This window comes from Streptomyces sp. NPDC002926 (genome assembly GCF_053591755.1).
The window spans coordinates 1-20,135 of record NZ_JBSFUK010000020.1 but is presented as its reverse complement, the minus strand read 5'-3'; the positions used below and the strand labels follow the sequence as shown (position 1 = coordinate 20,135).

Genomic DNA, 20,135 nt, shown 5'->3' with positions numbered 1-20,135 from the left:
GGCGCGGTCACTTACCGCCCCTGTGCGAGGATCAATCACACATTCGCCGTACACACACGGCACAACGTCGCACCCACGAGGAGCGTGCCCATGACCGCCAATCCGATCGCCGAGACCATTGTCTCTTTGATGCCCCGCGCCCAGGCGGAGCTGACGGAGCTGGTGGCCTTCCAATCGGTGGCGGACGAGGCCGTGGCGCCGAAGAGCGAGTGCGAGGCCGCCGCGAACTGGGTGGCCGGTGCGCTCCGCGCGGAGGGATTCCAGGACGTCGCGCTCCTGGACACCCCCGACGGCTCGCAGTCGGTGTACGGGCTGCTGCCGGGCCCGGAGGGTGCGCCGACGGTGCTGCTCTACGCGCACTACGACGTGCAGCCGAAGCTGGACGAGTCCGCGTGGGTGACCCCGCCGTTCGAGCTGACCGAGCGGGACGGCCGCTGGTACGGGCGTGGCGCCGCCGACTGCAAGGGCGGCTTCATCATGCATCTGCTCGCCCTGCGCGCCCTCAAGGCGAATGGCGGCGTGCCGGTGAGCGTCAAGGTGATCGTGGAGGGCTCCGAGGAGCAGGGCACCGGAGGTCTCGAGCAGTACGCCGAGGCGCACCCGGAGCTGCTGAGGGCCGACGCCGTCGTGATCGGCGACACCGGGAACTTCCGGGTGGGTCTGCCGACGGTGACGGCGACGCTGCGCGGTATGACGATGATCCGGGTCCGGGTCGACACGCTCCAGGGAAATCTGCACTCGGGCCAGTTCGGCGGCGCCGCGCCCGACGCGCTGGCCGCGCTCATCCGCGTACTGGATTCGCTGCGTGCCGAGGACGGCTCGACGGTGGTCGACGGGCTCGGCGCGGACTCGGCCTGGGACGGACTGCAGTACCCGGAGGGCGAGTTCCGCAAGGACGCCAAGGTCCTCGACGGTGTCTCGCTGATCGGCAGCGGCACGGTCGCCGACCGTATCTGGGCCCGTCCCGCCGTCACCGTGGTCGGCATCGACTGCCACCCGGTGGCCGGTGCGACCCCCTCCATCCCGGCGAGTGCCCGGGCGCAGATCAGCCTGCGGGTGCCGCCCGGCCAGGACGCGGCCGAGGCGACGAAGCTGCTGTTCGCGCACATCGAGAAGCACACGCCGTGGAACGCCCGGGTCACACTCGAGCAGGTGGGCCAGGGCCAGCCGTTCCAGGCGGACGTCTCCAGCCCGGCGTACACCTCGATGGCCGACGCGATGCGCATCGCGTATCCGGGCGAGGAGATGCAGTCCGCCGGCATGGGAGGCTCGATCCCGCTGTGCAACACGCTCGCCGAGCTCTACCCCGAGGCCGAGATCCTGCTGATCGGCCTGAGCGAGCCCGAGGCACAGATCCACGCGGTGAACGAGTCGGTCTCGCCCGAGGAGCTGGAGCGGCTGTCCATCGCCGAGGCGCTCTTCCTGGTCAACTACGCCGAGTCCAAGAAGGCTTGAGCGCTCGGCGGAGATCGCGGCAGAGGAACTCCGCGGCCGTGCCGCTCCGCGTCAGCCGACGGGGATACCGGCCTCGAGGTTGAGCACGGTCCCGCGCTCGCGTGCGCGCAGGGCCCAGCGCAGCCGTTCGTAGCGGGGAGGCGGCAGCAGTTCCGCCGCCTCCTCCTCGCCGACGAACCGCCAGCCGCGCAGCTCCGATCCGGGCAGCAGCACCCGCCGCGCCTCACCGCTCGGCAGCCGCCCGCCGTCGAAGAGCAGCCGCAGCCCGCCGAATCCCGGCGGCCGCGGGGGCTCCCAGTCGACAACCAACAGCCTGGGCACCTTCCCGAGTTCGATACCCAGCTCTTCGGTGACCTCGCGCATCCCGGCACGTGCGGGCGCCTCGCCGCGCTCCACCACTCCGCCGGGGAACTCCCAGCCCGGCTTGTAGGTGGGGTCGACGAGCAGCACCCGGTCCGCCTCGTCGAAGAGCAGCACTCCGGCGGCGAGGGTTTCGGCGCTCGGCTCGGGCGTCTGGACGATCTCGCAGGCCGCGGCGGCCCCCGTCTTCACGGCTTCGGCGATCCGTCGCGCCGTCTCCTGCGGATCGAGCCTGCTGGTGTCGATGACGTGAGCGTCCGCGCGGATCCAGTCGAGGGCCGCGAGATAGGGCTCGATGTGTTCGTACGCCCATTGTCTGACGCGCTGGTCGGCGTCGGGGATGTCCGGCTCCTCGCGGTTGGCTATCCGCTCGCGCAGGATCGTTTCATCCGGGGAGAGCAGCACATGCCGCACCGCGATCCTGCGGGAGGCGAGACCGCCGAAGATCTCGTCGCGGTACTCCTGGCGCAGCAGCGTCATCGGCACCACCAGCACGCCGCCCAGCTCGGCGAGCAGCGCCGCGGCGGTGTCCACCACGAGCCGCCGCCAGATCGGCAGATCCTGGTAGTCGCTCACCTCGGCGAGCCGCTTCTGGGGCAGCTGGCACCCCAGAGAGCCGCCGATCAGTTCGGGGTCGTAGAGCGTGCTGTTCGGGATCAGATCGATCAGTTCGCGTGCGGTACTGGTCTTGCCCGCTCCGAACGCACCGTTGATCCAGACAATCACGGTTCCCCCTCTGCCGTAGCCCTCAGTGGATTGCCCGCAACACCCTGCCACGGAAACCCGTTGCAGGAACCGGGCCGTTGATCACGTGCACAACTGTGGCCGTGCTGTTGCCGGTTCACCACTACCGTCCCGCGCCCGGACGCGTCTCACCATACGAACGGATGCCCCCGCCGGGCCGTGACACCCGGGCGCGGAGCGTCGTTGGAACGGAAGAGACAAGGGGGTGCGGGATGCGCCGTACGGTGTTGGAGAAGTTTCCCGCCGGGGGCCCGCGCGGCAGCTGGCCGGCCGAGGAGTTCGCACGGGCACGCCAGGACGAGGGTCTGGCGGCGGAGGTCGTGATGGACCTCGATTCGGACGCCTTCCTGGTGGTCGTTCCGCAGCGGACCGCGGAGGCGGTCGGCTAGAACGCGCCCGGGACGCGGGCCGACGCCCGCGCCGGGCCGGGAGGGGCGGCGGCGGCGGCCCTGCGTCTCAGCCTTTGGTGGAGCCGAGAGTGAGCCCGGCGATGAAGTGGCGCTGGAGCAGCAGGAAGACCACCAGCGTCGGCAGTGCCACGATCACCGAACCCGCCGCCAGCAGGTTGTAGTCCGTGAAGAACTGGCCGCGGAGGTTGTTCAGCGCCGAGGTGATGGGGAGCTTGTCGCCGTCGGAGATGAAGACGAGCGCCCAGAGGAAGTCGTTGTACATCCAGGTGAACTGCAGTGTGCCGAGCGCCGCGAGGGCGGGTCGGCAGAGCGGCAGCGTGATGCGCCAGTACTGCGTCCACACACTCGCGCCGTCCACGATCGCCGCCTCCAGGATCTCCTGCGGCAGGGTGCGCATGAAGTTGGCGAGGACGAAGACACAGAACCCGATCTGAAAGCCGACCTGGACGGCGATGACGGCCCAGTACGAGTCGAACATCGTCATCGAGTCGGACATCCAGTACGGCAGCGGGATCCGGTTGAACAGGACGTACAGCGGAGTCACGATCACCTGCTGGGGCAGCAGATTGCCCGCGGTGAAGAGCATCAGCAGCACGATCGAGCCGCGCATCCTCAGCCGCGACACGGCGAAGGCGACGAAGGAGGCGAAGAACAGCGCGAGCAGCACTCCCGGCACCGCGATGATCAGGGTGTTGATGAAGTACTTCATCATCCCCGAGTCGCTGAAGGCCTGTTGGTAGTAGTCGAAGGAGAGCTTCCTCGGCCACGAGAAGTAGCCGTGCTCGGAGGTCTCGTCGTACGGCCGCAGCGACGCGTACACCGCGAGCAGCAGGGGCGCCAGGAAGGCCAGCGAGACAGCCATCAGAAAGGCGTGCACGCCGAGCCGGCCGGGACGTACGGCACGCTTTCGGGGCGGTGGGGCCGCGGCCGCTGTGGTGGCGGGCGCCGGGGCGGTGTCGAGCGTCATCGGTTCTTCTCCCCACGGATCTCCTGGACCAGATACGTCACGACGAATCCCATGGAGACGAGCAGCAGCACCACGGCGATCGCGGAGCCGAAGCCGATCCGGCTGGCTTCGCCGATGATGTTGTCGGTGACGAGGACCGAGAGCAGCTCCAGGCCGTTTCTGCCCTTGTTCACGGCGTAGACGATGTCGAAGGCGCGCAGCGCCTCGATGACGGTGATGACGCCGACGATGACATTGACGGGCCGCAGGGTCGGGAAGACGACGCGGAAGAACGTCTGCCGCTCACTCGCGCCGTCGATGGCGGCGGCTTCCTTCAGCGAGGGGTCGACGGCTTTGAGGCCGGCCAGGTAGAGGATCATCACATACCCGGTGTGCCGCCAGGCCGCGGCCAGCAGGATCATCCAGATGTTCAGGTCGGGATCGCCGAGCCAGTCGGTGGGATTCCCGGTGTCCGCGAGGATCGCGTTCAGCGCGCCCTGGTCGCGGGAGAAGATCAGCTGGGCGATGAAGCCGACGACCGCGAGCGAGAGCACCACCGGCATGTAGAGCGTCGACTGGTAGAAGCGGCTGAACCGTACGCCCCTGTCGACGAGGACGGCCAGCAGCAGTCCGAACGGGGTCGCGATCAGTCCCAGGAAGGCCAGCCAGAGCAGGTTGTGGCGGGCGGCGGGCCAGAACTGCGGATAGTTCGTGAAGAGGTTCTCGTAGTTCTTCGTGCCGACCCAGTGGATGTCCCCGATGCCGTCCCAGCTGGTGAAGGAGAGCACGATGGAAGCGAGGGTGGGCCCCCACACGATGACCACGTCGAGCAGGATCGGTATGCCCAGCAGCACGCCGAGTACGGCGAGGTCGCGGCGGGTGAACCGCCGCGGGCCTCGTCGTGGGGCCCGCCGTGGGGTGCTCACTCTCGTTCGCCCCGCGGTGTCGTCCGGGGTGCCCCGGCCGGCCCGCGTCTCCGGCCCGGCGGTCCCCCCGGGCCCGGCGGCCCGACGGGGAGGGTCCGGGGGTTGTCCCCCGGGAGATTGAAGCAGCGGCACGGGTGGTCGCTCCAAGTCGGTTTCGGCCGGTGGCAGTCAGTCTTCGGAGGCGAAGATGGTCTTCTTCTGCCTCTCGATGCTGTTGACCAACCCATCCACGTCCTTCGGCTTGTTGATGAAGGTCTGAATGGCCGGGATCATCACCGTCGAGGAGAAGTCCGGCCTTGTGTCGCGGTCCAGGAACTGCGAGATCTGCTTGGCGCCGGAGACGAGTTCGACGGCCTTCTTCTGCAGCGGGGAGTACTTCGAGATGTCGGCCTGGTCGCTCACGGCGATGTTGTTGGGGTCACTGGCCAGGTAGATGTCCTCAGCCTTGCCCGTGGCCAGCCACTTCAGCAGGTCCTTGGCGCTCTCCAGGCTCTTGTCGTTCTTGAGGTCCTTCGCCTTCTTCGCGAGCAGGAAACCGTCGATGGGCGCCTCGACCGCGTCCTGTCCGTACTCGGGGTTGATCACCGGGAACGGGAAGAAGTCGATGTCGGCCTGCTCTCCCTTGGGGAACTGGGCGCCCGGGTGCGGGAGTCCGAAGACCGCCATGCCCGCTTCCTTCTTCTGCAGGCTGGTCGCGGCCTCCTGCCAGGTGCGGCCGTTGGCTCCGGGCTGGCAGTACGGGAGGATGCTGCGCCAGGTGTCGAAGACGTCCTTGACGCGCTTGTCGGTCCAGGCCTCCTTGCCCGCCATCAGGTTCTTGTGGAACTCGTATCCGTTGCTGCGCATGTTGATGTAATCGAACGTGCCCATCGCCGGCCAGCCGTCCTTGTCGCAGAACGCGATGGGGACGAGCTTGTCCTTCTGCATCTGCTTGGCGAGCGCTATGTACTCGTCGAGGGTCTTGGGAGCCTGGTAGCCGTACTGCTCGAAGACGCTCTTCCGGTGGAAGACGGCCCACGGGTAGTAGTAGTACGGCGTGAGGTACTGCTTGCCGTCCTCACCCGTCGACTGGGCCTTCAGCGCCGGGGAGAAGCCCTGGTAGGCCGCCCAGTTGTCGCTGATGTCGTGCAGCAGACCCTTCTTGGCGAAGAACTGCATGCGGTAGCCCGCGAACCACATGAAGACGGAGTCCGGCTTACCCTGCAGGTAGCGGTTGATGTTCTCCTGGAAGGTGTTGTGGTCAACGGTGTTGACCTTGACCTTCCGTCCGTCCTTCGACTGCTTGCCGTACGCGGAGAACGCGTCGGCGAAGGCCTTCTTCGGCACCGGGTCGGACGAGTTGGACCCCAGAGTGATGGTCTTGCCGTCCCCGCCGGGCCCACCGCCGCATGCGGCGAGCAACGAGGGCAGCGCGACCGCACCCGCACCCGCCGCTGCGCCACGCAGCAGATTCCGCCGGGACATCCGATGTCCTGCCACGCTCCCGGGCGCGGCAGAACCGTTGAACGATGACTGCGCCATGTCCCCTCCTCCGGGGTGCAACCCAACACAACCAAACGCAAGGATTGGATCACACTCCCAGAAAGTGGTGCAGTCAAGGGTTTTGGCGAGACATCGAACAACCGTTACCGCATCTCTTCCAACAGACTCCAACACGGCCTACCGTAAACGCTCGCGACAGACACATGCATGCAGCCATCCCAAAATGCGCGAGTACGGAGGAATGTAACGAGGCGTCACCTTCCCACCCGCAGTACCCGCCGCAGAGTCGTCGGAGCGCTGGCCGCCGCGCTGCTCGGCGCGGCGGGGCTGGGCACACCTGCTCCGGCCGCCGGCACCGATGCCGCGCCGGCGGGCCCGCGGCGAACTGCTGCGCGTCGCCGTACCTGACGCCGCTGCCGCCCACCGTCGAAGTGAGCGCCGCCGAGGGCTTCGGTGTGCACGCCGCGAGCGCGTTGGAGTACTTCGCGGACGGCAGGTGCACCACCGTCACCGCGCGGGTCGGCCCGGACGACGAGAAGGGGTCGAAGGGCCCGGTCGTCTTCGAGATCCGGGCGGACGGGAAGAGGGCCGCCTCGGCGGACGTACTGACCAACGCCATGCCCGCACAGCCGATTTCGGCGGATGCCGGTGGTGCGAAGGTCGTACGTCCGGTGGCCACCGATCGCGGTGACGGAGTCGACTCCGACCATGCGGACCGGGCCGGCCTCAGGATCGGCTGCTGACAACCGCTGCCGTCTCGCCGTCACGGCCGAGCGAGGCGGCGGCGGCCGCACCCACCAGACCGGCGTCCGTGCCCGTCAGGGCCGGAGCCACCCTGAGCCGCTGCACGAAGGAGAGCGTGGCGTAGTCGCGCAGCGCACGGCGCAGCGGCGCGAAGAGCACATCGCCCGCGCCCGCCACGCCTCCGCCGATGACGGCAATCTCGATCTCGACGAGGGTCGCCGTGGCGGCGATCCCGGCGGCGAGGGCCTGGGCCGCGCGCTCGAAGGAGGCGATGGCGACCGGGTGTCCGGCCCGGGCGGCGGCGGCCACGGCGGCGGCCGAGGCATCACCGTCGGGGCCGGGCTGCCAGCCGTTCTCCCGTGCCCGGCGCGCGATGTTCGGGCCGCTGGCGATCCGCTCCACGCAGCCGCGCGCGCCGCACGGACAGAGATCCCCGTCCAGGTCGACGCTGATGTGGCCGATGTGCCCGGCGTTGCCTGTGGGTCCCGGGTGGAGCTTCCCGCCGAGGACGAGTCCACCGCCGACACCGGTCGAGACGACCATGCACAGGGCGTTGTCGTAGCCGCGGGCCGCACCCTGCCAGTGCTCGGCCGCGGTCATCGCGACGCCGTCGCCGACCAGCGTGACGGCCAGCCCGTCGGCGGCCCGGCGCACCCGCCCGACCAGTGGGAAGTCTCGCCAGCCCGGGACATTGACCGGGCTGACCGTGCCGGCGGAGGCATCCACGGGACCGGCGCTGCCGATGCCGACGGCCGAGGCCCGCGCCCAGAGCGGGGATGCGGCGAGCTCGGCCAGAACCGCCTCGACGGCGCGCATCACTGTCTCGCCGTCCTCACGGGAGGGTGTCGGGCGCTGCGCCCGCACCACAATTCCGCCACTGCCGTCCACCAACGCGCCTGCGATCTTGGTGCCGCCGATATCGAGCGCGGCGACGAGGTCGGTATGCATCGGTGTGGGATCCCCCGGGGAGCTGTCGGACCTGCGGATTCGGTTAACAGTCTCCATTCCCCTGACAACGTTGTCCAGGGCCTATGCTCGACGCCACACCCTCGCACACCGGACGACGACAGGACAGCGCACTGTGGCCGAGACCGACCGTCACCCGCCGACGGCGGGCCGCACCCGAGGCCCCGAGCCCCGCTACGGCAATCGGCCCACCATGAAGGACGTCGCCGCGCGGGCCGGCGTCGGCCTGAAAACCGTCTCCCGGGTGGTCAACGGCGAAGCCGGCGTCACGCCGGACACCGAGCGCCGGGTGCAGGAGGCCATCGAGTCCCTCGGCTTCCGCCGCAACGACAGCGCACGGGTGCTGCGCAAGGGCCGCACCGCCTCGATCGGGCTGGTGCTCGAAGATCTCGCCGACCCCTTCTACGGCCCGCTGAACCGCGCCGTGGAGGAGGTCGCCCGCGCCCATGGCGCCCTGCTCATCAACGGTTCGAGCGCCGAGGACCCGGAGCGCGAGCAGGAGTTGGTGCTCGCGCTCTGCGCCCGCCGGGTGGACGGGCTGATCGTCATCCCGGCCGGCCACGACCACCGCTATCTGGAGCCCGAGATAAAGGCGGGCGTCGCCACGGTGTTCGTGGACCGCCCGGCCGGGCAGATCGACGCGGACGTGGTGCTCTCCGACAGCTTCGGCGGCGCCCGCAAGGGCGTGGCGCATCTGATCGCGCACGGCCACCGCCGTATCGGTTTCATCGGCGACCAGCCGCGTATCCACACCGCCGTCGAGCGGGTACGTGGCTACCGCGCCGCCATGGAGGACGCCGGGCTCGCGGTGGACGACAGCTGGGTGTCGCTGGGGTCCACAGCGCCGGAGCGGGTGCGGGCGGCGGTCGAGGCGATGCTGGCGGGGCCCGAGCCGGTCACCGCGCTGTTCGCCGGCAACAACCGGGTGACGGTGACGGCCGTACGAGTCCTGGCGGAGCGCGACCGGCCGGTCGCGCTGGTCGGGTTCGACGACATCGAACTCGCCGACCTGCTCGGCATCACGGTCATCGCCCAGGATGCCGCGACGCTGGGGCGTACCGCCGCCGAGCGGCTGTTCCGCCGTCTCGACGGCGTGGACGACGAGCCCACGCAGGTGGCGCTGGAGACGGTGCTGATCCCGCGCGGCTCGGGCGAGCTCCCGCCGCCCGCGGACCGGTAGACCGGGCACCGGCACGGCTACTTGGCTGTGGCCGTGAGGTCGCCGCGGCGAGGCGAGGCGAACCGCTCGAGATCCGCGCGGGTGAGACCGGTGAGCCCGACGACCTCGGCGGTGTCCAGGGCTCCGCAGTCGATTCCGCGCAGCAGATAGCCGCTGAGTGCCTTGGCGGTGGCGGGCTCGTCCATGACATCGCCGCCCGCGTGGTTGGCGTACGCGGACAGCCGGGCGGCGGCCTGCTCGAAACCCTCGCGGTAGAAGGCGAAGACGGCGGCGTAGCGGGTCGGGAGATGGCCCGGGTGCATGTCCCAGCCCTGGTAGTAGGCGCGGGCCAGCGCGCGGCGGGTGAGCCCGTAGTGCAGCCGCCAGGCGTCGTGCACCTTCTCGGTCGTGCCGACCGGCAGCACGTTGGTGGAGCCGTCGGAGACGCGCACGCCGGTGCCCGCGGCCGCGACCTGCATGACGGCCTTGGCATAGTCGGCGGCAGGGTGGTCGCTCGCCTGGTACGCGGCGCTGACGCCGAGGCAGGCGCTGTAGTCGAAGGTGCCGTAGTGCAGTCCCGTGGCCCGGCCCTGGGCGGCGTCGATCATCCGGGCCACGGCGGCAGTGCCGTCGGCGGCGAGGATGGACTGGCTGGTCTCGATCTGGATCTCGAAGCCGATCCGGCCGGCCTCCAGGCCGCGCGCCTTCTCGAACTCCTCGACGAGCCGCACCATCGCGGTGACCTGCTCGGCGTAGGTGACCTTGGGGAGCGTCAGGACGAGTCCGCCGGGCAGACCGCCGGACTCCATCAGCCCGGTGAGGAAGATGTCGAGGGTACGGATGCCGCGGTCGCGTACGGCTGCTTCCATGCACTTCATGCGGATGCCCATGTAGGGGGCCGCGGTGCCTCCCCCGGCCTCCGGCCGGGAGGTGTCCCGCGCGTACGCCTCATTGATCAGACGGGCGGCACGGGCCGCGTCGGCGTCCTCGTCGGCGTCGCCGCGGCCGCCGTAGCCGTCCTCGAAGTCGACGCGCAGGTCCTCGACGGGCTCGCGCTCCAGCTTGGCCCGGACGCGGTCGTACACCGGTGCCGCGAGCTCGTCACCGATGCCGAGGACGGCGGCGAAGGACGCGGCGTCCGGGGCGTGCTCGTCGAGCGCCGCCAGCGCCCGGTCGCCCCAGGAGCGGATCGTGTCGGCGGCGAAGACGTCACCGGGTACGTAGACGGTGTGGACGGGCTGGCGGGTGCCGGGGTCTCCCGGGTACCGGCGGGCGAGTTCCTCGTCCACCGGCGCGAGGGAGGCGCTGATGCCCTCGCTGACCGCTCCGGCGAGGCTCGTTGCCACCTTCTCCTGCTGACCCATCCTGGACCCTCCGGTTTTCCGCTCCACGGAATCAACAATCCGTATAGCGAAGTTAATAGGCGGTCGCGACCTGCGTCAATGGTCACCCGAAAGCGTGCGGGGCCGCGCGGTGGTGTTCACCGCGCGGCCCCGGGCCGTAGAAGACTTACGCAGGTCAGCCCTTGCGGGTCTGCACCTCTGCGGTGAGCTGGGGGACGACCTCGAAGAGGTCGCCGACCACGCCGTAGTCGACCAGGTCGAAGATCGGGGCCTCGGCGTCCTTGTTGATGGCGACGATCGTCTTCGAGGTCTGCATGCCGGCCCGGTGCTGGATCGCGCCGGAGATGCCGGAGGCGATGTACAGCTGCGGGGAGACCGACTTGCCGGTCTGGCCGACCTGGTTGGAGTGCGGGTACCAGCCGGCGTCCACGGCGGCGCGCGAGGCACCGACAGCGGCACCGAGCGAGTCGGCCAGCGACTCGATGATGTGGAAGTTCTCGGCACCGTTGACGCCACGGCCGCCGGAGACCACGATCGCGGCCTCGGTCAGCTCGGGGCGGCCGGTCGACTCACGCGGGGTGCGCGAGACGACCTTGGTGCCGGTGGCCGCCTCGGAGAAGGTGACGGCCAGGGCCTCGACGGCGCCCGCGGCCGGAGCGGCCTCCACGGCGGCCGAGTTCGGCTTGACGGTGATGACCGGAGTGCCCTTGGAGACACGGGACTTGGTGGTGAAGGAGGCGGCGAACGCGGACTGCGTGGCCACCGGGCCCTCGTCGCCGGCCTCGAGGTCGACGGCGTCGGTGATGATGCCGGAGCCGATACGGACCGCCAGGCGGGCCGCGATCTCCTTGCCCTCGGCGGAGGACGGGACGAGCACGGCGGCCGGGGAGACGGCCTCGTACGCGGCCTGCAACGCGTCCACCTTCGGGACCACGAGGTAGTCGGCGAACTCGGGCGCGTCGGCGGTGAGGACCTTGACCGCGCCGTGCTCGGCGAGCGCGGGCGCGGTGGCCTCGGCGCCGGCGCCGAGGGCGACGGCGACGGGCTCGCCGATGCGGCGGGCCAGCGTCAGCAGTTCAAGGGTGGGCTTGCGGACGGCGCCGTCCACGTGGTCGACAAAGACGAGAACTTCAGCCATGGGATTGCTCTCCTGCGAATGCGAAGTATCTGGGGGCAGTTGGGGGCAGTGAGCCTTAGATGAACTTCTGGCTCGCAAGGAACTCGGCCAGCTGCTTGCCGCCCTCGCCCTCGTCCTTGACGATCGTGCCGGCACTGCGGGCCGGACGCTCGGCGGCCGAGTCGACCGCGGTCCAGGCGCCCTCGAGGCCGACCTCGTCGGCGTCGATCTCGAGGTCCTCCAGGTCCAGCGACTCCACCGGCTTCTTCTTGGCGGCCATGATGCCCTTGAAGGACGGGTAGCGGGCCTCGCCCGACTGGTCCGTCACCGAGACGACGGCAGGCAGCGACGCCTCGAGCTGCTCGGACGCGGTGTCGCCGTCACGGCGGCCCTTGACGACGCCGTCCTCGACCGAGACCTCGGAGAGCAGCGTGACCTGCGGAACGCCCAGGCGCTCGGCGAGGATCGCGGGGAGCACGCCCATGGTGCCGTCGGTGGAGGCCATACCGGCGATGACCAGGTCGTAGCCGGTCTTCTCGATGGCCTTGGCGAGCACCAGCGAGGTGCCCATGACGTCGGTGCCGTGCAGATCGTCGTCCTCGACGTGGACGGCCTTGTCGGCGCCCATGGAGAGCGCCTTGCGCAGTGCGTCCTTGGCGTCCTCGGGGCCCACCGTCAGCACGGTGATCTCCGCGTCGTCCGCCTCGTCGGCGATCTGCAGCGCCTGCTCGACCGCGTACTCGTCGAGCTCCGACAGCAGGCCGTCGACGTCTTCGCGGTCGACAGTCAGGTCATCGGCGAAGTGCCGGTCGCCGGTGGCGTCGGGCACGTACTTCACACAGACAACGATCCTCAAGCTCACGCCGGCTCTCCTACTGCATCGTCTCTATTGAGCTGCCTTCTGTTGGCAGCATAGGCGCCTTACTGGGCGGATCCCGGTCGGGGCGGCCCGCGCTCCGAACGAAATATTACTCGTCAGTACAGCGAGCTCTTTCCCTATATGCAAGCGCTTAGGCCTGTGACCTTGCCAACGCTCCGTAACCGGCGGCTTGCGGGAACTCTCAGTCGCGCAGAGCGTTGAAGCGCCCCTGGTGGTAGAGGAGCGGACGGCCGGCCCCCGCGGGGTCTCCGACGACGGCCTCGGCGATCACGATGCGGTGGTCCCCCGCCTGGACGCGGCCGACGACACGGCACACCAGCCAGGCCAGTACGCCGTCGAGTACCGGGACGCCCTCCGGACCGGTGCTCCACCGGGTGGGCTGCGCGAAACGGTCGGCGCCCCTGCGCGCGAAGGTCGCGGCCAGCTCCTGCTGGTGCTCGCCGAGTATGTGCACGCCGACGTGCTCGGCCCTGGCTATGACCGGCCAGCTGGACGAGGACGTACCCACGCCGAACGAGATCAAGGGCGGTTCGGCGGCTACGGAGTTGAGGGAGGTGGCGGTGAATCCGACGGGGTTGTCGCCCTGGGCGGTGATCACCGCGACGCCCGCGGCGTGCTGCCGGAAGACGGAGCGGAGCAGGTCGGGGGAGGCCAGCTGAGCGGTGCCGAGATCGGGCGAAGCCGTCATGGAGTTGTCCTTCTGCGGTGGATACGAACGGGGCGGCCGTGGCTGCTCAGAGAGCCGGACAGCGCGCACTCGCGTTTCGGACGAGGTCCACATGGGGCCGCCCGTGGAGAAGGAGGTCTTGAGGCACAGCGTCAGCGTGACGATTGATGGCTGGTGCAGTCAAGCGTGTCCCAGGATGTGCGACACGGGTCACGGGACGTCACACCGCCTGTCCGAGCGCGGCGATCACATCCGCCTTGCGGGGCTGGCCCGAGGCCCTGGTGACGATGCGGCCGCTCGCGTCGAGCACCAGCACCGTGGGCGTCTTGAGGATGTTCAGGTCACGGACCAGAGCGAGCCGCTCCTCCGCGTCGATCTCCACATGCGACACGCCGTCAATCATGTCCGAGACTTCGGCGAGAGTGCGCCGGGTCGCCCGGCACGGCCGGCAGAACGCGCTGGAGAACTGGACAAGCGTCGCCCGTCGGCCCAGCTCCACGCCCAACTCGGCCGCACCGAGCTGTCTCTCCGCGTCCCGACCGCGCACCTTCAGCCTCCCGCCGCTCCGCTGCCGCCAGAGCCCAAAGGCGCTCGCCGCCGCGAGCACCACCGCACACACCACGAGTCCTGTCATCCCCGGATGCAGCGTTCACAGGACCGCAAAGATTCCCGGTCCCGCACGCGGATCTTCTGCGCGATGCTGTCGGGCATGGACATCGACGCAAGGGGCCCCCGCTTCGGAGCCGCCGTCACCACGCTCGTACTCGCCGCGGCTCTCGTCACGGGCAGCGGCATCCTGCTCGCCTGGCAGGCCCTCTGCTTCGCCGCGGGAGCGGTGTTCGGCGTGCCGCGTTCTCCGTACGGATGGGTGTTCCGCACCGCGGTACGGCCGCGCGTCGGGCCGCCGGCCGAGTTCGAGTCGCCGGCTCCGCCGCGGTTCGCGCAGGCCGTTGGCCTGGCGTTCGCCCTGCTCGGACTGGTCGGCTATTTCTGGGGGCCGTCGTGGCTCGCTCTCGCCGCCACCGGATGCGCCCTGGCCGCCGCGTTCCTCAACGCCGTATTCGGGTACTGCTTGGGGTGCGAGCTGTACCTGCTCTTCCGCCGCGCCACCACGGCCCGGTCATGACGGGACAGGTAAACACGTGACAAGAATCTCGCCCGCCCGAGCCGCCAGGGCTGGTCAGTACGCCGCGTATGGGGCACGATCTGCCCAATGCCGAAAACCTACGGCTGCGTAACTTCCGCCGGGAGAACCCTCCCCGGGCACAACAGAAGGGCCTTCTCCAGATGGCAGAGCTCGTCTATCGGCCGGTCATCGGCGCCGCTCGAACCCTGTTCAAGGCGCTGGACCTGAAGATCGACACTCAGGGTTCGGAGAACATCCCGCGCTCGGGCGGCGCTGTGCTCGTCAGCAATCACATCAGCTACCTGGACTTCATCTTCACCGGACTCGCGGCGCTCCCCCAGAAGCGCCTGGTGCGCTTCATGGCGAAGGAATCCGTCTTCCGGCACAAGATCTCCGGCCCGCTGATGCGCGGAATGAAGCACATCCCGGTGGACCGCACGCAGGGTGAGACGGCGTACGCGCACGCGCTCGACTCGCTGCGCTCGGGCCAGATCATCGGCGTCTTCCCGGAGGCGACGATCTCGCAGTCGTTCACACTCAAGAGTTTCAAGTCGGGTGCGGCACGACTGGCCCAGGAGGCCGGCGTACCGCTGATCCCGATGGCTCTGTGGGGCACCCAGCGCATCTGGACCAAGGGCCGGCCGCGCAACTTCAGGCGCAGCCACATCCCCATCACCATCCGCGTCGGCGAGCCGGTCGAGGCCCCCGCCGACCAGTACGCGGGCGCGATCACCCGGCGGCTGCGCGAGCGTTGCCAGGAGCTGCTGGAAGCGGCCCAGCGCGCCTATCCCGTACGCCCCAAGGACGCGAGCGACACCTGGTGGGTGCCCGCGCACCTCGGGGGTACGGCGCCGACTCCGGCCGAGGTCCGCGAGGCGGGCTGAAACCTCACGAGCCGTTACTGGGGCGGCGGACGCTGATCCGCGCCCCGGGGCTCAACTTCTCCAGTGACTCGGCGAGTTCGGCGGCTGCGGCCTCGAGCTCGCCGTTCGTCATGGGGGCCATGCCCTCGAGCAGGAAGAGCGCGTTCACCGACTCCTCGGTGAGCCGAGTGCGTACGCCCTGGCGCCAGTTCCAGCGCCGGCAGGTGACGCCTTCGTCGTCGCACCAGATCACCTCGCCGGACTCGGGACGCTCGACCGTCTCCTCGCCCCCTGCGAGGGTGACGAACGGCTCCTCGCCCGTGGCCCGTACGAGCCGCATTCCGCCCTGGATGTGGTCGGTGTCCTCACCACCGACCGGGATCAGATGGGCCACGCTGATCGCGTTGTAGAGATCGACCAGCCGGTTGATACGCGGCAGCCCGCCGTCGGCAAGCGCCCGCCTGGCCAGCGCCTCGGCGGAATTGCGCGTACGGGACGGCTTGGCACCGAAGGCGGAGTACGCCGCGCGCCAGGCCACCATGTGCGGGTCCTCGTGCGGGGCGCGCCCGTCCAGGCGTTCGGCGAGCCGGCGCGCGGCATCGTCCAGCAGTGCCGAACTGTCGGCGTTGCTCTCCCCGTTGACCAGGCCGCGCGCCTCGACGGCGAGATGGGTGAAGCCGGGCGCGATCTCCCGGACCTCGTCGGAGACGGTGAGCGTGAGCGTCATGGTTCTTCGTGCCTCACAGTTCGGCCGGGTACAGGGTCCAGAGGGTCTCCTGGTCGGGCGCCGCCCTGAGGGCGGCGAGCACGGCCGGATGAGGTGCATCATAGAGCACTGGGTAGTCCATCCCATTGGACTCCTGGCGTACATCGAAGGCGAGGCGCTCCTTCACCAGCGAGAACTGCGCATCGATCCCGGGCTTATTGCCGCGCGGATCCAGCCGCGCCCACTCCTCCCTGCCCGGAAGCTTCAGCGCGACCAGGCCATGGACGACATTCAGGCGCTGGTAGCAGAAAGCGGCGGGGATGGATCCGGCGCGCAGCAGGGCGACGAGCGCATGGGACTTCGCGCAGCAGATGCCGGTGCGCTGCGCGAGAACGTCGGAAGCGCGCCACGGGACCCGCACATCCCCCGTGTCGCTGGAGTGCGGGATGGTGTCGCGCACGAATTCAAAGGCCGCTTTGGCGTATGCGTATGCATCGCGACTGTCGCGACGGAGACGGACGGCCGTCTCCCGCACCAGCGGGTGCTTGTGGTCGACGACCTCGTCGGCGACGAGATACGCGGACAGTTCGGGGTTCTGCTGGATCAGCTCCATGCCCGCCGACCCTAAGGATGCGGCCGACCGGAAGTCAATCACTTTCCGATCAGCCGCATACCTATGCAGAGGCTACTTCGCCATCTCTTCCTTCAGCGCCTGGACGAAGGCGTCGACATCGTCCTCGGTGGTGTCGAAGGAGCACATCCAGCGAACGTCGCCCGCCGCCTCGTCCCAGAAGTAGAAGCGGAAACGCTTCTGCAGACGCTCGCTCACATCGTGCGGGAGGCGCGCGAAGACGGCGTTGGCCTGGACGGGGTGAAGGATCTCCACACCGTCGACCGCACGTACGCCCTGTGCGAGACGCTGGGCCATGGCATTCGAGTGCTGGGCGTTGCGCAGCCACAGATCGCGCGCCAGCAGCGCCTCCAACTGCACGGATACGAAACGCATCTTGGAGGCGAGCTGCATCGACAGCTTGCGCAGATGCTTCATGTGGCTGACGGCGTCCGGGTTGAGGACGATGACGGCCTCGCCGAAGAGCATGCCGTTCTTGGTGCCGCCGAAGGAGAGGACATCGATGCCGACGGCGTTGGTGAACGTCCGCATCGGGACGTTCAGCGACGCGGCGGCGTTGGATATCCGGGCCCCGTCGAGATGGACCTTCATCCCCCGCTCGTGCGCGTGCTCGCAGATGGCACGGATCTCGTCGGGCGTGTAGACCGTGCCGAGCTCGGTGTTCTGAGTGATCGAGACGACCTGCGGCATCGCCCGGTGCTCGTCGTCCCAGCCGAACGCCTGGCGGTCGATGAGCTCGGGCGTCAGCTTGCCGTCCGGAGTCGGTACGGTCAGCAGCTTCAGCCCGCCCATCCGCTCCGGCGCGCCGCCCTCGTCGACGTTGATGTGCGCGGACTCGGCGCAGATCACGGCGCCCCAGCGGTCGGTGAGCGCCTGGAGGGCCGTCACATTGGCGCCGGTGCCGTTGAAGACCGGGAAGGCTTCCGCCGTCGGGCCGAAGTGGCTGTGCATGACCCGCTGGAGGTGCTCGGTGTACTCGTCCTCGCCGTAGGCGATCTGGTGACCGCCGTTGGCGACGGAGAGCGCCGCGAGGACCTCCGGGTGAGCGCCCGCGTAATTGTCGCTCGCGAAGCCCCTTACGGACGGATCGTGGTGGCGTCGGGCATCGGTCTTCGGCGGTGTCACGGCTTGGGGGTCAGCCACAGGCGCTGTCCATTCGCTTCCTGGGCGGGCCGGTCCCAGACTCCGGTGATGGCTTCGGCCAGTTCCGTCACGTCCGTGAAGCCCGCGAATTTCGCATTCGGGCGCTCGGCACGCATGGCGTCGTGCACGAGAGCCTTGACCACCAGGATGGCAGCCGCGGCCTTCGGCCCCTCCTCGCCCCCCGCCTTGCGGAAGGAGTCGGCGAGCGCGAGCGTCCAGGCCTCGGCCGCGGCCTTGGAGGCGGCGTACGCGGCGTTGCCCGCGGTCGGCTTGCTGGCGCCGGCCGCGCTGATCAGCAGGTAGCGGCCGCGGTCGCTGCGCAGCAGCCCGTCGTGGAAGGCGAGCGAGGTGTGCTGGACGGTACGGATCAGCAGCTTCTCGAGAAGCTGCCAGTCGGCAAGCTCGGTCTCGGGGAAGGAGGCGCTGCCGCGCCAGCCCCCGACGAGGTGGACCAGGCCATCGATCCGGCCGAACTCCTTCTCGGTCCTGTCCGCCCACTCCCGTGTGGCTTTCAGGTCGAGAAGATCGACGGTGTCCCCGGTGACGGTCGCACCGCCGTGCGCGTACCGGGCGGCGTCGACCGCCTCGGCGAGACGCGCTGCGTCGGCATCGGAGGCGACGACTGTCGCGCCGGCCTCCGCCAGGCGCAGCAGGGCGGCCCGGCCGGCCGGGCCCGCGGCTCCGGCCACCGCGACCACGGCGCCCTCCAGCGAACCGCTGCCGTTTGTCTTCATGATCGTCGCCTCCTCCGCGCCCGCGCTCACGCGGACACCCGCTCGGCACTCGCCGCGGTGATCCCCCTGGTGGAGGCAATCACATTCTTCAGCTTCTTGGAGAGCGCCTCATAGAACATGCTGAGCGGAAACTCGTCCGGAAGCACGTCGTCCACGAGTTTGCGGGGCGGCTGGGACAGATCGAGGGCGTCGGGGCCCTTGGCCCAGCGGGAGCCGGGGTGCGGTGCGAGATAGGTCGAGACCAGGTCGTACGCGGCGAACCAGTGGACCAGCTTGGGCCGGTCGATACCGTCGCGGTAGAGCTTCTCGATCTCGGCGCAGAGCTCGTTGGTGACCTTCGGGGCCCGGTCCCAGTCGATCTTCAGAGTGTTGTCGGTCCAGCGCACCACATCGTGCTTGTGGAGGTAGGAGAAGAGCAGCTGGCCGCCGAGGCCGTCATAGTTGCGCACGCGGTCACCGCTGACCGGGAAGCGGAACATCCGGTCGAAGAGCACGGCGTACTGCACGTCGCGGCCGTGAGCGTTGCCCTCGGCCTCGAGCTTCACGGCCTCCTTGAAGGCGGTGAGGTCGCAGCGCAGCTCCTCCAGGCCGTACATCCAGAACGGCTGCCTCTGCTTGATCATGAAGGGGTCGAAGGGCAGGTCGCCGTGGCTGTGGGTGCGGTCGTGGACCATGTCCCAGAGCACGAAGGCCTGCTCGCAGCGGGCCTGGTCGCCGACCATCTCCTCGATGTCCTTGGGGAGTTCGAGGCCGAGGACGCGTACCGCCTCGTCGGTCACGCGGCGAAAGCGGGCGGCCTCGCGGTCGCAGAAGATACCGCCCCAGGTGAAGCGCTCGGGGGCCTCACGCACCGCGATGGTCTCCGGGAAGAGCACCGCGGAGTTGGTGTCGTAGCCGGCGGTGAAGTCCTCGAAGGTGATGCCGCAGAAGAGAGGATTGTCGTAGCGGGTGCGCTCCAGCTCCGAGAGCCACTCGGGCCAGACCATGCGCAGCACGACCGCTTCGAGATTGCGGTCCGGGTTGCCGTTCTGCGTGTACATCGGGAAGACGGCCAGGTGCTGCAGTCCGTCCACGCGGTTCGCGGCGGGCTGGAAGGCGAGCAGCGAGTCCAGGAAGTCGGGGACCCCGAAGGCGCTGTCGGCCCACTTGTGCAGATCGGCGACGAGCGCGCGGTGGTACGCGGCGTCGTGCGGGAGGAGCGGGGAGAGTTCCTCCACCGCGTCGATCACGCGATCGAGCGCGGCCTCCACGACGACACGGGTCGGGGCGCCCTCGGCGCCCAGATCTATGGAGCCGTCCTTGGACTGCCACGGCCGGATCTGCTCGACGGCATCCTTGAGCGTCGGCCAGGCCGCGTGCTCGATCACCCGGGCAGCCGGGGATATGCCCCCTGCGGCAATGTCCTGCACAAGAATTTCCGTCATGTCACTTCCTCTACGGGAGAACCTCGCGTCAAGACACCGTATCCATGCGAGGTTCCTCCGTACAAGTAGAGCCTTGGGAAATTATCCTGCCCCACCCCATGGTCACCGAAAGTTTTGCGGTCGGCTCGGGTATGTGCGATGGCTTCCGTCAGTCCCCTCCGTGCCTGCCGCGCTCAGCCACGGCCCCCCGCGCCCGCGGCCGGCCGGCCGCGGGGGGCGGCGCGCGCGGGCGTGTGGCGGGCCCGGGGGGGGGCCCGCCCGAAAACAGCGCCCGCGCCCCCCCCCCGCGGAGGCGGCGCCCCGCGCCCC

At 69.5% G+C, this 20,135-nt stretch carries 22 protein-coding genes; 6 read left to right on the top strand and 16 right to left on the bottom strand.

All coding sequences use genetic code 11. The annotated features are described in order from the left end of the window. Positions 1-90: 90 nt before the first annotated feature. Positions 91-1,455 (top strand): M20/M25/M40 family metallo-hydrolase, encoded by a 1,365-nt coding sequence (locus tag ACWDZ6_RS24820; RefSeq protein ID WP_451504564.1) that lies wholly within the window; start codon positions 91-93, stop codon positions 1,453-1,455. 51 nt (positions 1,456-1,506) lie between these two features. Here the strand turns inward: ACWDZ6_RS24820 and ACWDZ6_RS24815 are convergent, their stop codons facing one another. Further along, a complete protein-coding gene (locus ACWDZ6_RS24815) occupies positions 1,507-2,541 on the bottom strand; it encodes an NUDIX hydrolase (RefSeq protein ID WP_366732479.1) in 1,035 nt (344 codons plus the stop codon). A gap of 230 nt (positions 2,542-2,771) precedes the next feature. Here ACWDZ6_RS24815 and ACWDZ6_RS24810 point away from each other — a divergent pair, with 230 nt between their 5' ends. Then, positions 2,772-2,948, top strand: coding sequence for a hypothetical protein (locus ACWDZ6_RS24810; RefSeq protein ID WP_326648213.1), 177 nt, complete (start codon positions 2,772-2,774; stop codon positions 2,946-2,948). Between the two features lie 67 nt (positions 2,949-3,015). Here ACWDZ6_RS24810 and ACWDZ6_RS24805 read toward each other — a convergent pair whose 3' ends face one another. The 3 genes from ACWDZ6_RS24805 to ACWDZ6_RS24795 all read right to left on the bottom strand — a co-directional run bounded on the left by ACWDZ6_RS24805 (position 3,016) and on the right by ACWDZ6_RS24795 (position 6,305). After that, entirely contained in the window at positions 3,016-3,936 is a 921-nt protein-coding gene (locus ACWDZ6_RS24805; RefSeq protein WP_366732480.1) for a carbohydrate ABC transporter permease, read from the bottom strand. Beyond that, positions 3,933-4,841: a carbohydrate ABC transporter permease gene (locus ACWDZ6_RS24800; RefSeq protein ID WP_451504563.1), complete on the bottom strand. Its 909-nt coding sequence runs from the start codon at positions 4,839-4,841 to the stop codon at positions 3,933-3,935. Before ACWDZ6_RS24800 ends, ACWDZ6_RS24805 begins: the two co-directional genes overlap by 4 nt. A 168-nt stretch (positions 4,842-5,009) precedes the next feature. Then, on the bottom strand, positions 5,010-6,305 hold the full coding sequence (locus ACWDZ6_RS24795; protein WP_451504633.1) for an ABC transporter substrate-binding protein: 1,296 nt from the start codon (positions 6,303-6,305) through the stop codon (positions 5,010-5,012). Between the two features lie 449 nt (positions 6,306-6,754). Here ACWDZ6_RS24795 and ACWDZ6_RS24790 point away from each other — a divergent pair, with 449 nt between their 5' ends. Beyond that, positions 6,755-7,066 (top strand): NPCBM/NEW2 domain-containing protein, encoded by a 312-nt coding sequence (locus ACWDZ6_RS24790; protein ID WP_451504562.1) that lies wholly within the window; start codon positions 6,755-6,757, stop codon positions 7,064-7,066. Here ACWDZ6_RS24790 and ACWDZ6_RS24785 read toward each other — a convergent pair. Then, the gene (locus tag ACWDZ6_RS24785) at positions 7,050-8,015 is read right to left on the bottom strand and encodes an ROK family protein (protein WP_451504561.1); all 966 of its coding nucleotides are present in this window, start codon (positions 8,013-8,015) and stop codon (positions 7,050-7,052) included. The genes ACWDZ6_RS24790 and ACWDZ6_RS24785 overlap by 17 nt on opposite strands. Positions 8,016-8,226: 211 nt before the next feature. Here ACWDZ6_RS24785 and ACWDZ6_RS24780 point away from each other — a divergent pair, with 211 nt between their 5' ends. Then, positions 8,227-9,213 carry a LacI family DNA-binding transcriptional regulator gene (locus ACWDZ6_RS24780; RefSeq protein WP_451504632.1) on the top strand — a complete coding sequence of 329 codons (987 nt, stop codon included), beginning with the start codon at positions 8,227-8,229 and terminating at the stop codon, positions 9,211-9,213. A gap of 17 nt (positions 9,214-9,230) precedes the next feature. On the opposite strand, the gene ACWDZ6_RS24775 is transcribed toward ACWDZ6_RS24780, so the two are convergent. From ACWDZ6_RS24775 to ACWDZ6_RS24750, 6 genes are all read right to left on the bottom strand, one after another. Then, positions 9,231-10,556 carry a DUF6986 family protein gene (locus ACWDZ6_RS24775; RefSeq protein ID WP_451504560.1) on the bottom strand — a complete coding sequence of 442 codons (1,326 nt, stop codon included), beginning with the start codon at positions 10,554-10,556 and terminating at the stop codon, positions 9,231-9,233. A gap of 154 nt (positions 10,557-10,710) precedes the next feature. Continuing rightward, entirely contained in the window at positions 10,711-11,673 is a 963-nt protein-coding gene (locus ACWDZ6_RS24770) for an electron transfer flavoprotein subunit alpha/FixB family protein (RefSeq protein ID WP_451504559.1), read from the bottom strand. A 55-nt stretch (positions 11,674-11,728) separates the two neighbouring features. Continuing rightward, positions 11,729-12,514: an electron transfer flavoprotein subunit beta/FixA family protein gene (locus ACWDZ6_RS24765; protein ID WP_366732485.1), complete on the bottom strand. Its 786-nt coding sequence runs from the start codon at positions 12,512-12,514 to the stop codon at positions 11,729-11,731. A 199-nt stretch (positions 12,515-12,713) separates the two neighbouring features. Next, a complete protein-coding gene (locus tag ACWDZ6_RS24760) occupies positions 12,714-13,220 on the bottom strand; it encodes a flavin reductase family protein (protein WP_326648220.1) in 507 nt (168 codons plus the stop codon). Positions 13,221-13,266: 46 nt separating this feature from the next. Further along, the gene (locus ACWDZ6_RS24755) at positions 13,267-13,311 is read right to left on the bottom strand and encodes a hypothetical protein (protein ID WP_451504631.1); all 45 of its coding nucleotides are present in this window, start codon (positions 13,309-13,311) and stop codon (positions 13,267-13,269) included. A gap of 108 nt (positions 13,312-13,419) precedes the next feature. Then, positions 13,420-13,833: a TlpA family protein disulfide reductase gene (locus tag ACWDZ6_RS24750; protein WP_366732488.1), complete on the bottom strand. Its 414-nt coding sequence runs from the start codon at positions 13,831-13,833 to the stop codon at positions 13,420-13,422. Between the two features lie 75 nt (positions 13,834-13,908). On the opposite strand from ACWDZ6_RS24750, the gene ACWDZ6_RS24745 reads away from it, so the two are divergent. Next, on the top strand, positions 13,909-14,325 hold the full coding sequence (locus ACWDZ6_RS24745) for a DUF4395 domain-containing protein (protein ID WP_451504630.1): 417 nt from the start codon (positions 13,909-13,911) through the stop codon (positions 14,323-14,325). Between the two features lie 161 nt (positions 14,326-14,486). After that, on the top strand, positions 14,487-15,209 hold the full coding sequence (locus ACWDZ6_RS24740) for a lysophospholipid acyltransferase family protein (protein WP_351449664.1): 723 nt from the start codon (positions 14,487-14,489) through the stop codon (positions 15,207-15,209). 4 nt (positions 15,210-15,213) lie between these two features. Here ACWDZ6_RS24740 and ACWDZ6_RS24735 read toward each other — a convergent pair whose 3' ends face one another. From ACWDZ6_RS24735 to ACWDZ6_RS24715, 5 genes are all read right to left on the bottom strand, one after another. Beyond that, positions 15,214-15,915: a B3/B4 domain-containing protein gene (locus ACWDZ6_RS24735; protein WP_451504558.1), complete on the bottom strand. Its 702-nt coding sequence runs from the start codon at positions 15,913-15,915 to the stop codon at positions 15,214-15,216. A gap of 13 nt (positions 15,916-15,928) precedes the next feature. Further along, a complete protein-coding gene (locus ACWDZ6_RS24730; RefSeq protein ID WP_451504557.1) occupies positions 15,929-16,507 on the bottom strand; it encodes a transglutaminase-like domain-containing protein in 579 nt (192 codons plus the stop codon). 72 nt (positions 16,508-16,579) lie between these two features. Then, on the bottom strand, positions 16,580-17,668 hold the full coding sequence (locus ACWDZ6_RS24725) for a threonine aldolase family protein (protein ID WP_366736154.1): 1,089 nt from the start codon (positions 17,666-17,668) through the stop codon (positions 16,580-16,582). Then, a complete protein-coding gene (locus tag ACWDZ6_RS24720; protein WP_366736153.1) occupies positions 17,647-18,402 on the bottom strand; it encodes an SDR family oxidoreductase in 756 nt (251 codons plus the stop codon). The genes ACWDZ6_RS24725 and ACWDZ6_RS24720 overlap by 22 nt, the downstream gene beginning before the upstream one ends. Before the next feature lie 26 nt (positions 18,403-18,428). After that, the gene (locus ACWDZ6_RS24715) at positions 18,429-19,826 is read right to left on the bottom strand and encodes a DUF6421 family protein (protein ID WP_389184443.1); all 1,398 of its coding nucleotides are present in this window, start codon (positions 19,824-19,826) and stop codon (positions 18,429-18,431) included. Positions 19,827-20,135 lie beyond the last annotated feature (309 nt).

Bases quoted from the DNA above. Each gene is read 5' to 3' on its own strand.
- ACWDZ6_RS24820 (WP_451504564.1), top strand. From the start codon at position 91: ATGACCGCCAATCCGATCGCCGAGACCATTGTCTCTTTGATGCCCCGC.
- ACWDZ6_RS24810 (WP_326648213.1), top strand. From the start codon at position 2,772: ATGCGCCGTACGGTGTTGGAGAAGTTTCCCGCCGGGGGCCCGCGCGGC.
- ACWDZ6_RS24805 (WP_366732480.1), bottom strand. From the start codon at position 3,936: ATGACGCTCGACACCGCCCCGGCGCCCGCCACCACAGCGGCCGCGGCC.
- ACWDZ6_RS24795 (WP_451504633.1), bottom strand. From the start codon at position 6,305: ATGTCCCGGCGGAATCTGCTGCGTGGCGCAGCGGCGGGTGCGGGTGCG.
- ACWDZ6_RS24785 (WP_451504561.1), bottom strand. From the start codon at position 8,015: ATGCATACCGACCTCGTCGCCGCGCTCGATATCGGCGGCACCAAGATC.
- ACWDZ6_RS24780 (WP_451504632.1), top strand. From the start codon at position 8,227: ATGAAGGACGTCGCCGCGCGGGCCGGCGTCGGCCTGAAAACCGTCTCC.
- ACWDZ6_RS24775 (WP_451504560.1), bottom strand. From the start codon at position 10,556: ATGGGTCAGCAGGAGAAGGTGGCAACGAGCCTCGCCGGAGCGGTCAGC.
- ACWDZ6_RS24770 (WP_451504559.1), bottom strand. From the start codon at position 11,673: ATGGCTGAAGTTCTCGTCTTTGTCGACCACGTGGACGGCGCCGTCCGC.
- ACWDZ6_RS24760 (WP_326648220.1), bottom strand. From the start codon at position 13,220: ATGACGGCTTCGCCCGATCTCGGCACCGCTCAGCTGGCCTCCCCCGAC.
- ACWDZ6_RS24750 (WP_366732488.1), bottom strand. From the start codon at position 13,833: ATGACAGGACTCGTGGTGTGTGCGGTGGTGCTCGCGGCGGCGAGCGCC.
- ACWDZ6_RS24745 (WP_451504630.1), top strand. From the start codon at position 13,909: ATGGACATCGACGCAAGGGGCCCCCGCTTCGGAGCCGCCGTCACCACG.
- ACWDZ6_RS24740 (WP_351449664.1), top strand. From the start codon at position 14,487: ATGGCAGAGCTCGTCTATCGGCCGGTCATCGGCGCCGCTCGAACCCTG.
- ACWDZ6_RS24735 (WP_451504558.1), bottom strand. From the start codon at position 15,915: ATGACGCTCACGCTCACCGTCTCCGACGAGGTCCGGGAGATCGCGCCC.
- ACWDZ6_RS24730 (WP_451504557.1), bottom strand. From the start codon at position 16,507: ATGGAGCTGATCCAGCAGAACCCCGAACTGTCCGCGTATCTCGTCGCC.
- ACWDZ6_RS24720 (WP_366736153.1), bottom strand. From the start codon at position 18,402: ATGAAGACAAACGGCAGCGGTTCGCTGGAGGGCGCCGTGGTCGCGGTG.
- ACWDZ6_RS24715 (WP_389184443.1), bottom strand. From the start codon at position 19,826: ATGACGGAAATTCTTGTGCAGGACATTGCCGCAGGGGGCATATCCCCG.